16 protein-coding genes are annotated in these 14,731 nt (G+C 64.9%); 9 read left to right on the forward strand and 7 right to left on the reverse strand.

The window, feature by feature from the left end:
* Nucleotides 1-150: 150 nt before the first annotated feature.
* Nucleotides 151-792, reverse strand: a complete 642-nt coding sequence (gene pdxH, locus P9239_RS07300; RefSeq protein ID WP_309749846.1) for a pyridoxamine 5'-phosphate oxidase — start codon at nt 790-792, stop codon at nt 151-153.
* Between the two features lie 249 nt (nt 793-1,041).
* Here pdxH and P9239_RS07305 point away from each other — a divergent pair, with 249 nt between their 5' ends.
* Nucleotides 1,042-1,881, forward strand: a complete 840-nt coding sequence (locus P9239_RS07305; RefSeq protein ID WP_309749847.1) for a tRNA threonylcarbamoyladenosine dehydratase — start codon at nt 1,042-1,044, stop codon at nt 1,879-1,881.
* 177 nt (nt 1,882-2,058) lie between these two features.
* On the opposite strand, the gene trxA is transcribed toward P9239_RS07305, so the two are convergent.
* Nucleotides 2,059-2,907, reverse strand: coding sequence for a thioredoxin (gene trxA / locus P9239_RS07310; protein ID WP_309749848.1), 849 nt, complete (start codon nt 2,905-2,907; stop codon nt 2,059-2,061).
* An 84-nt stretch (nt 2,908-2,991) separates the two neighbouring features.
* On the reverse strand, nt 2,992-3,891 hold the full coding sequence (locus P9239_RS07315; protein ID WP_309749849.1) for a pirin family protein: 900 nt from the start codon (nt 3,889-3,891) through the stop codon (nt 2,992-2,994).
* A 196-nt stretch (nt 3,892-4,087) separates the two neighbouring features.
* On the opposite strand from P9239_RS07315, the gene P9239_RS07320 reads away from it, so the two are divergent.
* Complete coding sequence (locus tag P9239_RS07320; RefSeq protein ID WP_309749850.1) at nt 4,088-4,387, forward strand: hypothetical protein; 300 nt, start codon at nt 4,088-4,090, stop codon at nt 4,385-4,387.
* Nucleotides 4,388-4,582: 195 nt separating this feature from the next.
* The gene (locus tag P9239_RS07325; RefSeq protein WP_309749851.1) at nt 4,583-5,464 is read left to right on the forward strand and encodes an EamA family transporter; all 882 of its coding nucleotides are present in this window, start codon (nt 4,583-4,585) and stop codon (nt 5,462-5,464) included.
* 66 nt (nt 5,465-5,530) lie between these two features.
* Here the strand turns inward: P9239_RS07325 and P9239_RS07330 are convergent, their stop codons facing one another.
* Both P9239_RS07330 and tsaE read right to left on the reverse strand, forming a co-directional pair.
* Nucleotides 5,531-7,054, reverse strand: a complete 1,524-nt coding sequence (locus tag P9239_RS07330; protein WP_309749852.1) for an N-acetylmuramoyl-L-alanine amidase — start codon at nt 7,052-7,054, stop codon at nt 5,531-5,533.
* Nucleotides 7,036-7,623, reverse strand: a complete 588-nt coding sequence (tsaE, locus tag P9239_RS07335) for a tRNA (adenosine(37)-N6)-threonylcarbamoyltransferase complex ATPase subunit type 1 TsaE (protein WP_309749853.1) — start codon at nt 7,621-7,623, stop codon at nt 7,036-7,038. The genes P9239_RS07330 and tsaE overlap by 19 nt, the downstream gene beginning before the upstream one ends.
* An 18-nt stretch (nt 7,624-7,641) precedes the next feature.
* Between tsaE and queG the strand changes: the two genes are divergently transcribed.
* Genes queG through xerD form a run of 3 tightly spaced genes read left to right on the forward strand, consistent with a single transcriptional unit; the run spans nt 7,642 to nt 10,356 of the window.
* On the forward strand, nt 7,642-8,901 hold the full coding sequence (gene queG, locus P9239_RS07340) for a tRNA epoxyqueuosine(34) reductase QueG (RefSeq protein ID WP_309749854.1): 1,260 nt from the start codon (nt 7,642-7,644) through the stop codon (nt 8,899-8,901).
* Nucleotides 8,902-8,947: 46 nt separating this feature from the next.
* On the forward strand, nt 8,948-9,430 hold the full coding sequence (locus tag P9239_RS07345) for a methylated-DNA--[protein]-cysteine S-methyltransferase (RefSeq protein WP_309753928.1): 483 nt from the start codon (nt 8,948-8,950) through the stop codon (nt 9,428-9,430).
* On the forward strand, nt 9,427-10,356 hold the full coding sequence (gene xerD, locus P9239_RS07350) for a site-specific tyrosine recombinase XerD (RefSeq protein WP_309749855.1): 930 nt from the start codon (nt 9,427-9,429) through the stop codon (nt 10,354-10,356). Before P9239_RS07345 ends, xerD begins: the two co-directional genes overlap by 4 nt.
* A 149-nt stretch (nt 10,357-10,505) precedes the next feature.
* On the opposite strand, the gene P9239_RS07355 is transcribed toward xerD, so the two are convergent.
* Entirely contained in the window at nt 10,506-11,657 is a 1,152-nt protein-coding gene (locus tag P9239_RS07355; RefSeq protein ID WP_309749856.1) for an acyl-CoA dehydrogenase family protein, read from the reverse strand.
* 107 nt (nt 11,658-11,764) lie between these two features.
* Between P9239_RS07355 and ybaK the strand changes: the two genes are divergently transcribed.
* Nucleotides 11,765-12,256 (forward strand): Cys-tRNA(Pro) deacylase, encoded by a 492-nt coding sequence (gene ybaK, locus P9239_RS07360; protein WP_309749857.1) that lies wholly within the window; start codon nt 11,765-11,767, stop codon nt 12,254-12,256.
* A gap of 48 nt (nt 12,257-12,304) precedes the next feature.
* Entirely contained in the window at nt 12,305-12,931 is a 627-nt protein-coding gene (gene plsY / locus P9239_RS07365; RefSeq protein WP_309749858.1) for a glycerol-3-phosphate 1-O-acyltransferase PlsY, read from the forward strand.
* A gap of 62 nt (nt 12,932-12,993) precedes the next feature.
* On the opposite strand, the gene P9239_RS07370 is transcribed toward plsY, so the two are convergent.
* A complete protein-coding gene (locus P9239_RS07370; RefSeq protein ID WP_175944867.1) occupies nt 12,994-13,479 on the reverse strand; it encodes a YajQ family cyclic di-GMP-binding protein in 486 nt (161 codons plus the stop codon).
* 139 nt (nt 13,480-13,618) lie between these two features.
* On the opposite strand from P9239_RS07370, the gene murB reads away from it, so the two are divergent.
* Nucleotides 13,619-14,653: a UDP-N-acetylmuramate dehydrogenase gene (gene murB / locus P9239_RS07375; protein ID WP_309749859.1), complete on the forward strand. Its 1,035-nt coding sequence runs from the start codon at nt 13,619-13,621 to the stop codon at nt 14,651-14,653.
* The last annotated feature ends 78 nt before the right edge of the window (nt 14,654-14,731 follow it).

The raw sequence follows: 14,731 nt of genomic DNA on the forward strand, positions 1-14,731 counted from the left end.
TGTTTCTCCGCGCTAAGAAAATCAAGGTGGAAGGCGTGATGCCTTCATGTTCGTCTGCCGTGTTGCTGCGCCGGCCTATTGTTCATACGCCGCGAGAGCGCGGCGTATTTTACGTTGTGCTTACAATCCCTTGCGCGACGGCGGCTTGCGTTAGGGCGCCAGCCTCGCGATGCGCCACGCCGAGTCCGCGCTTTCGCGCGTGTAGACGATGCGGTCATGCAGCCGCGACGGCCGCCCTTGCCAGAACTCGATGGTGTCCGGCACGAGCCGGTAGCCGCCCCAATGCGGCGGCCGCGGCGGCGCGTCGCCGAATTTCGCCATCATGTCGCGTTCGCGGGCTTCGAGCGTCTCGCGGCTGTCGAGCGGCTGGCTCTGGTCCGACGCCCACGCACCGATGCGCGAGCCGAGCGGACGCGAGGCGTAATACGCGTCGCTTTCCTCGTCGCTCGTTTTGACGACCGTGCCTTCGATGCGCACCTGACGCTCGAGTTCTATCCAGTGAAAGAGCAGGCTCGCAGCCGGATTCGCGGCCAGCTCGCGGCCCTTACGGCTTTCGTAATTGGTGAAGAACACGAAGCCGCGCTCATCGACACCCTTGATCAATACGATACGCGCCGACGGACGGCCCTGCGCGTTCACCGTCGCGAGCGTCATGGCGTTCGGTTCGGGCAGCTTGGCGTCGAGCGCCTGAGCGAACCACGTTTCGAACTGGCGCACGGGGTTCGGGTCGATGTCGGCGGCGTCGAGCGCACCGCGTGAATAGTTTTTACGAAGGTCTGCGAGGGTCGTCATTTTTATGCGAACGCTACAGTCGCGTCAGTATAGCCAAGGTGAAACGTTCTTGCCCTGATTAAGGAATTTCTGCAATGACGCACGTCAAAGCCGCCGCTGCTGCCGTCACGCAAACGTGCGAACATGCGGCGCGCCTATCACGACATCGGTTTCGATAAGGCAGAATACGCAATTCGGCCCGTTTTTGCATGAAGGGACTGCCAACTTTTGTGCAATCGACAGCCGCGTGTAAGCCTTGATTCCAGCGCCATGACTCCATCCGATGCCACCGCTACGCCTGCCGTTGAAGACACCGTCGACCGCGAACGGCGCTTCGGCGGCATCGCGCGTCTCTATGGTCCGAGCGCGCTCGCGGCCTTTGAGCGCGCGCATGTCGCCGTGATCGGCATTGGCGGCGTCGGCTCGTGGGTCGCGGAAGCGTTGGCGCGCAGCGCGGTCGGCACGCTCACGCTGATCGATCTCGACAACGTCGCGGAGAGCAACACGAATCGTCAGATTCACGCGCTCGACGGCAACTACGGCAAGGCGAAAGTCACCGCAATGGCCGAGCGCATCAAGCTGATCGATCCGGCGTGCGATGTACGCCAAATCGAAGACTTCGTGGAGCCGGGCCATTTCGATGCGACGCTCGGCGGCGGCTTCGACTTCGTGGTGGATGCCATCGACAGCGTGCGCACCAAGACTGCGCTGATCGCGTGGTGCGTCGCGCGCAAGCAGCCGCTCATCACCGTGGGCGGCGCGGGCGGCCAGCTCGATCCGACGCGCATCCGCATCGACGATCTCGCGCTCACCATTCAAGACCCGCTGCTTTCGAAAGTGCGCGGCCAGCTACGCAAGCAGCACGGCTTTCCGCGCGGGCCGAAGTCGCGTTTCAAGGTGAGCGCGGTGTATTCGGACGAGCCGCTCATTTACCCCGATTCGCCGGCGTGCGACATCAGCGAGGGTGCGGAGCATCTCGAAACCGGTTCGGGCTACGCCGGTCCCGTGGGGCTCAACTGTGCGGGCTTCGGGTCGAGCGTGTGCGTGACCGCGAGCTTCGGCTTCGCGGCGGCGGCCTTCGTGTTGCGCGAACTGGCGAAGCGTTCCTGAGCGAACAAACGACAACGGCCAGATCGCGCGGGCTTCAGGTGAAGCGTGTGCGTGACCGCCAGCTTCGCCTTTGCGGCGGCGTTCGTGCTGCGCGAACTGCCGAAAGTCTCCTGATCGAACAAACGATAACGGCCAGCGCTTCGAACGCTAGCCGTTGTTATCGCTGCGCTTCAGTTCTTAGTTCATCGCCGCGCTCAACTTGCGCCGCCAGAACGACACCAGATCCGGCTGGTTCGATGCGAGTTCGAACACCGAAAGCATCGTCTTGCGGCCGACGTCGTCCATGAAGCTGCGGTCGCGCTCGACGATAGCCAGCAAGTGCTCCAGCGCCCCGCCATAGTCGCGGCCCGCGATCAGGCGGTTTGCGAGCGCAAAACGCGCTTCGAGATCGTCAGGGTTCGCCTTCACCGCGTCGATCAGCGCGTCGGCGGGCGGCAGCGCGGCGGCGGCTTCGGCGGCGTCGATTTCCGTTTTCAGCGCGTTGTATCGTGCGTCGATGCCTTGCGTCGTCTTAGGCGACAGCAGCTTGTCTTCAGCCTTGGCTTCCTCGATGCGCCGTTCCGCGAGCAGCCACTCGATCAGATCGAGCCGCGCCTCGTCGTAGCCGGGATCGAGCGCGAGCGCAGCCTTGATGCGGTCGATCGCCTGTTTGCGATTGCCGAGCGCCCACGCGTTATGCGCGGCGCGGCGTTCTGCGTCGGCGCCCTCGGGCACGAGTTTGTCGAGGAACGCGCGCAACTGGCCTTCCGGCAGCACGCCGATGAACTGGTCGACCGGCCGGCCCTCCGCGAACGCGATCACGTGCGGAATGCTGCGCACCTGGAAGTGCTGCGCCAATTCCTGATTCTCGTCGACGTTCACCTTGACGAGCTTCCATGCGCCGTCCGCTTCGGCTTCGAGCCGTTCGAGCATCGGGCCGAGCGTCTTGCACGGGCCGCACCACGGCGCCCAGAAGTCGACGAGCACGGGGGCGAGCATCGACGCGTTGATGACGTCGTTCTCGAATGTGGCAAGGGTCGTATCCATGCGTTTCTCCTCAAACTTGCGAACTATCTTGAAATATCAGATGGGGACGATCCGCGTGCGTCTCAATGTTTCGCGCCGGTCCGGTCATGCCTCCGGCGCGCGTTCTTCGCGGCGCGGCGGCGGCAGCGGAATGAATTCCGTCTCGCCCGGAACGTGGCCCATGCGCTGTTCGCTCCACGCGCGCTTCGCCGCTTCTATCTTGTCCTGCGAACTGGACACGAAGTTCCATTCGATGAAGCGCGCGCCGTCGAGCGGTGCGCCGCCGAGCAGCATGACGACCGCGCCGTTCGCGCTCGCGAGCGTCGCGGGAACGCCCGGCTCGAGCACCGCCATTTGCTGCGCGGGCAGCGTTTCGCCGTCGATCGTGAGGTCGCCATCGACGAGATACACGCCGCGTTCCTCGTGCTCTGTATCTAGCGTCAGTTCGCTGCCCGCCGCGAAGTGCCCCGCGACATAGAGCGTCGGCGAGAAGGTGCGCGTCGGGGCCGTCGCGCCGAACGCCGTGCCCGCGATCACGCGCAGCGTGACGCCCGCGCGCTCGATCTGTGGCAGCGCTGCCGCCGCGTGATGCTCGAACGACGGCTCGACTTCCTCGCTCGCCACCGGCAGCGCTACCCAGGTCTGGATGCCGTGCATCGTCTGCCCGGACGTGCGCTCTTCGTCCGGCGTGCGCTCGGAATGCACGATACCGCGCCCGGCGGTCATCCAGTTCACGTCGCCCGGGACGATTTTCTGCACCGAGCCGACGCTGTCGCGGTGCATGATCGCGCCGTCGAACAGGTAGGTGACGGTCGCGAGCCCGATATGCGGATGCGGCCGCACGTCGAGGCCTTTGCCGGGCACGAGGGTTGCGGGTCCGATATGGTCGAAAAATATGAAGGGTCCGACGGTGCGTGCCGCCAGCGCGGGAAGGACGCGCCTCACCATGAGGCCGCCGACGTCGTGTTGATGAGGTTTCAACTGCGCGCGGATCGTCGAGGACATGGCAGGTCACCGGAAGGTATGGGCGGGCGCCGGAATGGCGCACCAGAACCGCCGATTCTACCGGCGGCCGCAGACAGGCGCTCGTCCGGCGGTTCGGGCGCGCGCTCAACCCTTCACCGTTCCGTGCGGTCGCGACCGGCCGCGCATTTTGAAGCATGCGTGCAGCTTTGCGCACTCTTGATAGGAGAGGGAAACAATGAGCAAGAACAAGCTGTTGATCGCCATCGCCGCGGGCCTTTTCAGCGCCACTGCCGCTACCGGCGCATTCGCGCAGACGTCGTCGGGCAACTCGTCGGCCGCCATGGGCGGCAATTCGGGCGCGGCCGCGCAGGGCGACGCGTCGACCGGCGCGGGCGGCGGCTCCGATACGGGCACGACCACGACCAAGAAGCACCGGTCGCACCGGCATACGGGCCATGCGTCGGCCGGAACCAAGAAGACGCCTGCGGTCGAAACGGGCAACAACGCGGCTGCTGAATCCGGCCAGAGCAAGTAAGCGCCCGGGCAGCGGCTTTTCGCGGCCTTCGTCAGGCGCCGAGCGCCCACGCCCTCGAAACGGGCGCGGGCGCTTTTTCGTTGTGCGCTTCCTAAACCCACGTTAAGCGCAGTTTTTCACAATCCTTCGCAGGCTCGCTTCGCTACACTCGTCCGATTGCTTGCATGACGCATGCACGGAAAAAGGGGACGGGCGATGTCGCCAAAGGATTTGCTGACAGCAACGGTGGTCATTTTTGCGTGGGGCGTGAACTTCGTCGTCATCAAGCTGGGGCTGCATGGCGTCCCGCCGATGCTCCTCGGCGCGCTGCGCTTCGCGCTTGCCGCGACGCCCGTGTTCTTCGTCAAGCGCCCGCAGGTTCCGCTGCGCTGGCTCTTCGCCTACGGCCTCACCATTTCGCTCGGGCAGTTCGCGCTGCTCTTCTACGGCATGTATGTCGGGATGCCGGCCGGACTCGCGTCGCTCGTCCTTCAGGCGCAGGCGTTCTTCACGCTGATCTTCGCCGCGATGTTTCTCGGCGAGCGCATTCGCGCGGCGAACGTCACGGGCTTGCTGATCGCGGCGGCCGGGCTCGCGCTGATCGGTATGCGCGGCGGCCACGCGATGACGCTCACCGGTTTTCTCTTCACGCTTGGCGCGTCCGCGATGTGGGCGCTCGGCAATGTCGCGACCAAGCGCATGGGCAAGGTCGATCTGCTCTCGCTCGTCGTGTGGGCGAGCCTCATTCCGCCGCTTCCGTTCCTCGTGCTGTCGCTGATCTTCGAAGGACCGGCGCGCATCGAATCGAGCCTCGCGGCCATTCCAATGGCGTCGGTGCTCGCGGTCTGCTATCTCTCGTTTATCGCGACGATCGTCGGCTATAGCTTGTGGGGCAAGCTGCTCGCGCGGTATCCGGCGGCGCAGGTCGCGCCGTTCTCGCTGCTGGTACCGGTGATCGGACTGGCGTCGGCGGCGGTGTTTCTCGGCGAGGCGTTGGACGGCACGCAGTTCGCGGGCGCGGCGCTCGTCATGGCGGGGCTGGCGGTGAATGTGTTCGGCGGGCGGCTCGTGCAGCGGTTCCTGCCCGCGGCGCGCTGAACGAAGCCGTGCGCACCGTCCTGCGAAACGCTGAAGCTCTGCGCGCGCCTGAGGCGCGCGCGCCGCTTACGTCATGCGGCTCTTGGCGAGCGGCGGATTCGCCGCGAAATACCGCTTGATGCCTTTCAGGATCGCGTTGGCCATCTTGTCGCGGTAGGCGTCGTCGTTCAGGCGCGCTTCTTCGTCCGGATTGCTGATGAACGCAGTTTCCACGAGGATCGACGGAATATCCGGCGCCTTCAGCACGGCGAAGCCCGCCTGCTCGACCGATCCCTTGTGCAGCTTGTTGATGCCGCCGATCTCGTTCAGCACGAAACTGCCGTAGCGCATCGAGTCGCGGATTTGCGCGGTGGTCGACATGTCGAACAGCGCGCGGTTCACGCTCGCGTCTTGCGTTTTCACGTTGATGCCGCCGACCTGATCCGACGAGTTCTCCTTGTTCGCCATCCAGCGCGCCGCCGCGCTCGATGCGCCGTGCTCCGACAGCGCGAACACCGACGAGCCGCGCGCATCGGGCGTCGTGAACGCGTCCGCGTGAATCGACACGAACAGGTCTGCGCCGACGCGCTGCGCCTTCTGCACGCGCACGTTGAGCGGCACGAAGAAGTCGGCGTCGCGCGTCATCATCGCGCGCATGTTCGGCTGGGCGTCGATCTTCGCGCGCAATTTCTTCGCGATGTCGAGCGCGATGTGCTTCTCATAGGTGCCCGCGCCGCCGATCGCGCCGGGGTCTTCGCCGCCGTGACCGGGGTCGATCGCCACGGTCAGGAGGCGCGTCGTGGCGGCGCGGTCCTGCTTGGGCGCGGAGAACGCGTAGCGGCTGTCGTCATCGTCGTCGTCTTTCTTCTTCGCGATGACGGGCGGCACGGCGGCAGGCGGCACGCGCGGTTTCACTACGGGCGGTGCTTTCGCCGTGTCTTCCGGCAGATCGTTGCCAGCGTATTTTTGAAAGAAGTCGTCCGTGGAGTCATGCGCGAGCGGCTTCTGTGCCGTGGCCGGACCCGAGAGCGTCGCGGGCGGCGGCGCGGACGGATTCGGATTCGCGCGGTCGAACGCTTCCTGCTTGTGCTCGGTCTGCGCGAGCAATTCCATCAGCGGATCGGGCGCGACCGCCGGATACAGATCGAACACGAGCCGATACTTGTAGCTGCCGATAGGCCCGAGCGTGAAGACCTGCGGCTTCACCGAGCCCTTCAGGTCGAACACCATGCGCACGACATGCGGCTGATACTGCCCGACGCGCACCGCCTGAATCTGCGGATCGTTGGGCGTGATCTTCGAGACGAGATCGCGCAGCGCCTGATCGAGATCGATGCCGTTCAGATCGACGACGAGCCGGTCCGGTCCCTGCAGCAGCTGATTGCTGTTCGTGAGCGGCTGATCGGATTCGATCGTCACGCGCGTGTAGTCGCGCGCCGGCCACACGCGCACGCCGAGCACGGAACTCGCGTGCGCGAGCTTCGGGCCGACGAGCGCGAGCACGAGCGTCGAAGCGCCAGCGCGCAGCACCTGACGCCGGCGCCAGTTGTGCGGCGCGCTGGCGCTCGATTCGATCGAATGGAACGGCTTGATCAGCATCTTTCGAGACATGTCTTTCCTGTTTCGCTAAACGCCCGCGCGGTCAGCACGCGGCCTTCTTCTTCGTTCGTGTGCGTCGTCGCGGCGCACGCCAGGTCAGCATCAGGCAGCGTCAGCGCGAACACGAGGTCCGGCACGCCGAGCAAGCCGCCCGCTTGCTGCGGCCATTCGACGAGACACACCGCGCCCCGGTCGAAATACTCGCGAAAGCCGGCATCGGCCCATTCGGCCGGATCGGCGAAGCGGTAAAGGTCGAAGTGATAAACATCGAGCGGGCCGCCGGGCGCATCGAGCGAATACGGCTCGACGAGCGTATAGGTCGGGCTTTTCACGCGGCCGGCATGACCGAGCGCGCGCAGCGTCGCACGCACGAGCGTGGTTTTGCCCGCGCCGAGATCGCCGATCAACTGGACCTGCAAGCCGTGGAATGGTTCGGACGAGGCCTGAGCGCGCGTGTATCCGATGGCCTGTGCGAAGCGTTCGCCGAATGCGAGCGTCGCGGCTTCGTCGCGCAACTCGAAGCGGCGTTCGAGGAGCGCGGCGGGCAGATCAGGCGTCGATGGTGCGGGGTTCTCGGGCATTGCTCGTAAAATAGAGTGATGAACCGTTTGCCGGACCACTCCACTGAAATCACTGACATCACGACCGCGACGAAGGACGCCGCTGTCGAGTCGCGCGCCGTGCATCCCATGGAATACGACGAGGCCGCGCTGGCGAAGCTCGCGCAGCGCATCAGGGCGTGGGGGCGCGAGCTGGGGTTCGGTGCGGTCGGTATCAGCGATATCGACCTGACGGATGCCGAGGAGGGCCTCGCCAATTGGCTCGAAGCAGGCTATCACGGCGAAATGGATTATATGGCCAAACATGGGATGAAACGCGCAAGGCCGGCCGAGCTTGTGGCCGGCACGCGACGCGTGATCACCGCGCGCATGGCTTATCTTCCCGCTGCGACGCTCGCGCAAACGGGCGATGAAAGTGTCGCGACAGCCGATGGTCAGAAGAACGACTGGCGCGCGGTCGAATGGAAGCGGCTCGCCGATCCTTCGCAGGCCGTGGTCTCGATCTACGCGCGGGGCCGTGACTATCACAAGGTCATGCGCAACCGCTTGCAGCAACTGGCCGAACGGATCGAAAGCGAAATCGGGCAGTTCGGGCATCGCGCGTTCACAGATTCCGCGCCGGTGCTCGAAGTGGCGCTGGCGCAAAAAGCGGGCAACGGCTGGCGCGGCAAGCACACGCTGCTGCTCGACCGCGATGCCGGATCGCTCTTCTTTCTCGGCGAGATTTACGTCGACGTGCCGTTGCCAGTCGATCCCGAACCGGAGCACGACGGCGCGCATTGCGGCCAGTGCACGCGCTGCGTCGGCGCGTGTCCGACGGGCGCCATCGTCGCGCCGTACCGCGTGGATGCGCGACGCTGCATCTCGTATCTGACCATCGAATTGCACGGCAGCATTCCCGAGGACATGCGCCCGCTGATCGGCAATCGCGTGTACGGCTGCGACGACTGCCAGCTTGCGTGTCCATGGAACAAGTTCGCGCAGGCCGCGCCGGTCGCGGACTTCGACGTGCGCCACGGACTCGATCGCGCGACGCTTGTCGAACTGTTTTCGTGGAGCGCCGACGATTTCGACACGCGCATGCAGGGCAGCGCGATTCGCCGTATCGGCTACGAGCGGTGGCTGCGCAATATCGCCGTCGGCATGGGCAATGCGTTGCGCTCGCCGTTGCAGGGCGAGGAACGCACGGCGATCGTCGACGCATTGCGCGCTCGCGCGAACGATCCGTCTGAGATCGTGCGCGAGCATGTCGGCTGGGCGCTGAAGCAAGGGGAAACGCATGAAGAGCATGCTGTCTGAAGGCGGCTTTCTCGCGGTGAACTCGACCGCACGGCCGAAGCTCAAGATGGCCGCGAAGCGGTTCGATGCTGTCATCGACGCGCCGTTCGGCAAAGTCGGCATTCGCGCGGAAGACCACGCAGTGCGCGAGATCACTTATCTGCCGGCGCATGTCGAGAGCATCGAGGCGCACGCGCCGCTCGTGCAGGAAGCCGTCGCTCAGATTCGCCGCTACTTCGAGACGCCGTCGATGCGCTTCGACCTGCCGCTCGCTCTCGACGGCAGCGCGTTCCAGCAGCGTGTGTGGCGCGGCCTCAGCAGCATCGCGGCGGGGCAAGTCTGGACCTACGGACAGCTCGCGCGTGAAATCGGCAGCGTGCCGCGCGCGGTCGGGCAGGCGTGCGGCTCCAATCCGCTGCCGATCGTGATACCGTGCCACCGGGTCGTCGCGGCGGGCGGAATCGGCGGATTCGCGCATCATCCGGGCGATGGCTTTTTCCGTGACGTGAAGCGCTGGCTGCTGGCGCATGAAGGTGTATCCATCGCATGACGACTGCAACCACTGAGGCACTCGACACGCCCGAACTGACCGCCAGCAGCGACGCCATCGACCAGTTCTGCGATGCGTTGTGGCTCGAACACGGGCTCGCCAAGAATTCGCTCGACGCCTACCGGCGCGACTTGCGGCTTTTCGCCGAATGGCTCGCAAAGACGCGCGGCGCGTCCATCGACACGGCGACCGAAGCGGACATGAACGGCTACATGGCCGCGCGCCGAGGCGACAAGGCGACGTCCGCGAACCGGCGTCTTTCCGTATTCCGCCGCTATTACGCGTGGGCGATGCGCGAGCATCGCGCGAACGCCGACCCGACGCTCAGGCTGCGTTCGGCGAAGCAGCCGCCGCGTTTTCCTTCGACGCTCAACGAATCGCAAGTCGAAGCCCTGTTGCACGCGCCGGATATCGAGACGCCGCTCGGCCTGCGCGATCGCACCATGCTTGAACTGATGTACGCAAGCGGCCTGCGCGTGACAGAACTGGTCACGTTGAAGACCGTCGAAGTCGGCCTGAACGAGGGCGTGGTGCGCGTGATGGGCAAAGGCTCAAAGGAGCGCCTCGTGCCGTTCGGCGAAGCGGCGCACGATTGGCTGATGCGCTATCTGCGCGACTCGCGCCCGGCGCTGCTCGGTCCGCGCGCTGCCGATGCGCTCTTCGTCACCGCGCGCGGCGAAGGCATGACGCGTCAGCAATTCTGGAACATCATCAAGCGTCATGCGCTGAACGGCGGTGTGCACGCGCCGCTTTCGCCGCATACGCTGCGCCACGCGTTCGCGACGCACTTGCTCAATCACGGCGCGGACCTGCGCGTGGTGCAACTGCTGCTCGGCCACTCCGATATTTCGACGACGCAAATCTATACGCACGTCGCACGCGAACGCCTGCACAAGCTGCACCGCGAGCACCATCCGCGCGGCTAGATGTCCGCGCCGCGCATGAGTCCGCGGGCGATGATGACCTGCTGAATTTGCGACGTTCCCTCGTAGAGCCGGGAAACGTCGACGCAAATCTATACGCACGTCGCACGCGAACGCCTGCAGAAGCTGCACCGCGAGCATCATCCGCGCGGCTAAATCTCCGCGCCGCGCATGAGTCCGCGCGCGATGATGACCTGCTGAATCTGCGACGTGCCTTCGTAGAGCCGGAAAAGCCGCACATCGCGATAGAAGCGCTCGATGCCGTATTCCGCGATATAGCCCGCGCCGCCATGCACCTGCACCGCGCGGTCCGCGACGCGCCCGCACGTCTCGGTGGCGAAGTACTTCGCGCAGGACGCTTCGACGGACACGTCGCGGCCCTCGTCGCGGCGACGCGCGGCGTCGAGCACCATGCATTCGGCGGCGTACAGTTCGGCTTTGCTGTCGGCGAGCATGCCTTGCACGAGCTGGAATTCCGCGATCGGCTGCCCGAACTGACGCCGTTCCATCGCGAAGGCGAGGGCATCGCGCAACATGCGCCTCGCCGCGCCGACCGCGACCGCCGCAATGTGAATGCGGCCCTTGTCGAGCGTTTTCATGGCCGTCTTGAAGCCGACGCCTTCCACGCCGCCGATCAGTTGGCTCGCGTTCACGCGACAGTTCTCGAAGATCACGTCGCTCGTATGCGCGCCGCGCTGGCCCATCTTGCGGTCCGGCTTGCCGAGCGACAATCCGGGCGTATCGCGCTCGACGATGAACGCCGAAATGCCGCTCGCGCCCTTGGCGTCGCTGGTTCGGGCCATCACGGTGTAGATGCCCGCTTCCGGCGCGTTCGTGATGTAGCGCTTGGTGCCGTTGAGCACGTACGCGTCGCCATCGCGCCGGGCCGTGGTTTTCAGCGACGCGGCGTCCGAGCCCGAATCCGGCTCCGTCAGACAGAAGGAGCCGATCAGTTCGCCTGCCGCGAGCTTCGGCAGATAGTGCGCTTTCTGTTCCTCGGTGCCGTCAAGCAGAATGCCGATTGAGCCGATGCCGTTGTTCGTGCCGATCACCGAGCGAAAAGCCGGCGACGTCTGCCCGAGCTCGAACGCGATGCGCACTTCCTCTTCCATCGTGAGGCCGAGTCCGCCGTAGGCTTCGGGAATAGTCAGCCCGAACATGCCGATTTCGCGCATGGCGTCGATCAGGTCGGCGGGAATGGCGTCGGTTTCGTCGACTTCCGCTTCGCGCGGCACGAGCTTCTCGCGCACGAAGCGGCGAATGGTGTCTTCCAGCAGCGTTTGAGTTTCGGCGTCGCGGATCATGGCAAAGTCCTGTCGGGAGTCGAACGATCGTACGACATGCCGAGCCGTCGCACCACTAGGCCGAATGGCCGATGGTGAGCCGCATCCCGCGCCGCTACAATGCGTCCATGTCGAAATCCAAACACGTGTCCGAAACGCCTGCGACGCAATTCCTGCGCCGTCACAACGTGGCGTTCGGCGAGCATCCGTACGATTACGTCGAGCATGGCGGCACCGAGGAATCGGCGCGGCAGCTCGGCGTGGACGAGCATTCCGTGGTCAAGACTCTTGTGATGGAAGACGAACACGCGAAGCCGCTCATCGTGCTGATGCACGGCGACCGCACGGTATCCACCAAGAATCTTGCGCGGCAGACGGGCGCAAAGCGCATCGAGCCGTGCAAGCCTGAAGTGGCGAACCGGCATTCGGGCTATCTCGTCGGCGGCACGTCGCCGTTCGGCACGAAAAAGGCCATGCCTGTGTACGTCGAATCGAGCATTCTGGAGCTGGACACCATCTATCTGAACGGCGGGCGGCGCGGTTATCTGGTAAGCCTGAATCCCGCCGTGCTGACCGAACTGCTCGGCGCCAAGCCCGTGCAGTGCGCGAGCGTCGATTAGAATGCTGACCGCGCTTTTGCCCAGACTCGCTACGCTTAAAGAGAACACATGATTGATCTGATCGTCGCCGTCGTGTCCTATCTGATCGGCTCGATTTCGTTTGCCGTCGTCGTCAGTGCGGCGATGGGACTCGACGACCCGCGCTCCTATGGCTCGGGCAATCCCGGTGCGACCAACGTGCTGCGCACCGGCAACAAGCGCGCGGCCATCCTGACGCTGATCGGCGATGCCTTCAAGGGCTGGCTTCCGGTCTGGCTAATCGCACAATTCGGCGCGCGCTTCGGGCTCGACGCGACGGGCCTCGCAACGTGCATCGCGCTGTCGGCCATCGCCGTATTCCTCGGCCATCTGTATCCGATCTTCTTCAAGTTTCAGGGCGGCAAGGGCGTTGCGACGGCGGCGGGCGTGCTGCTCGCCATCCATCCGGTGCTCGGGCTCGCGACGCTCCTGACGTGGCTCATCATCGCGTTCTTCTTCCGGTACTCGTCGCTCGCGGCGCTCGTCGCTGCCGTGTTCGCGCCGTTCTTTCAGGTGTTTTTGTTCGGGCCGAGCCGCATCTCGCTTGCCGTGCTTGCCATGAGCGCGCTCTTGATCTGGCGGCATCGCGCGAATATCTCGAAGCTGCTGTCGGGCAAGGAAAGCCGCATCGGAGACAAGAAAAAGGCGGTGCAGTAGGCAACAAAAAAGCCGTTCCGGCATTGCGCGGAACGGCTTTTTCGCATGAGGACTCGGAAGAATCAGTCGCGGAAGTTGTTGAAGTCGAGCGGCGTATCCGTCACTTCCTTCTTCAAAAGCGCGATGGTGCTCTGCAAATCGTCGCGCTTCGCGCCCTGCACGCGAACCGCGTCGCCCTGAATGCTCGCCTGCACCTTGATCTTGCTGTCCTTCACGATCTTGACGACCTTTTTCGCGAGATCGCCCGACACACCTTTCTTGATGGTGACGACCTGCTTGAGCTTGTCGCCGCCGATCTTTTCCTGCTTGCCGTAGTCCAAAAAACGCACGTCGACGCCGCGCTTCGCGAGCTTCGACAGCAGCACGTCCTTCACCTGGCCGAGCTTGAAGTCGTCGTCGGCGTAGAGCGTCAACTCGCGCTCCTTCTGCTCGACGCGTGAATCGGAACCCTTGAAGTCGAAGCGCGTCGAGATTTCCTTGTTGGACTGCTCGATCGCGTTCTTCACTTCGATCATGTTTGCTTCGCTGACGACGTCAAACGATGGCATCTGTCTTCCCCTTCTTCGTTGGGCGAGCGCGGGCGCGGCGCGCGCACTCGCTATAATCACGGACCTGACGTCATTCTACCGACGCGCTTTGGTTTTCCCCAAGGCCGCTTCCATTCCAGCTTTCGCCACGCGGTTTCCCATGTCCGACGCCTTCTTTCCCGCGCCCGCGCTCTTCGCGGATTACTCGCTGCGTCCGCACAACACGTTCGGCTTCGACGTTCGCGCGCGTCACGCGATGCAGATTGGAAGCGTCGAAGCCGCCGCTGCGCTCGCGACGGATACGCGCATCGCCGGCATGCCACGGCTCGTGCTCGGCGGCGGCAGCAACGTCGTGCTGACGCGCGATTTCGATGGCGTCGCGCTGATCGTCGGCATCATGGGCAAGCGGGTGATCGGCGAGGACGAGGACGCGTATCTGGTCGAAGCCGGCGCGGGCGAAAACTGGCACGCGTTCGTCGCGTGGACGCTTGCACACGGCATGCCGGGCCTCGAAAACCTGGCGCTGATCCCCGGCACGGTGGGCGCTGCGCCGATCCAGAACGTCGGCGCATACGGGCTCGAAATGGGCGAGCGCTTCGAGCGGCTTCATGCCGTTGAGCTAGCGACGGGCGCGCGCGTCGAATTCGACCGCGATGCGTGCGCGTTCGGCTACCGCGACAGCTTTTTCAAGCGCGCGGGGCGCGGGCGGTTTCTGATCACGTCGGTAGTATTCCGTCTGCCGAAAGCGTGGACGCCACGCGCCGACTACGCGGACGTCGCGCGCGCGCTGGAAGGCGCATCGGCATGCAATGCGCAAGCCATATTTGACGCCGTAATCGCCGTGCGTCGAGCGAAGCTGCCGGACTGGACCCTGCTCGGCAACGCGGGCAGCTTCTTCAAGAATCCGGTGGTGAACGCCGAAGCGTTCGACGCGTTACGCGCGCGCGAGCCCGGCGTCGTTTCGTATGCGCAGCCGGATGGCAGCGTGAAGCTCGCGGCGGGCTGGCTAATCGACCAGTGCGGGTGGAAGGGGCGCGGCATCGGCGGGGCGGCGGTGCACGAGCGGCAAGCGCTCGTGCTCGTGAATCGCGGCGGCGCGACCGGCGCGCAGGTGCTCCAGCTTGCGGAAGCGATCAAGAGGGATGTGCTCGGGCGGTTCGGCGTCGAACTGGAGATGGAGCCGGTCGTCGTCTGAAAAGACGGATGGCGCATCGGCGGCGTCTTAGTGCGAGCGGGTTCTGCAACTGCTCATCCGCAGAAGAAAGCCGGTCGC

Source organism: Caballeronia sp. LZ062 (assembly GCF_031450785.1).
GTDB lineage: Bacteria > Pseudomonadota > Gammaproteobacteria > Burkholderiales > Burkholderiaceae > Caballeronia.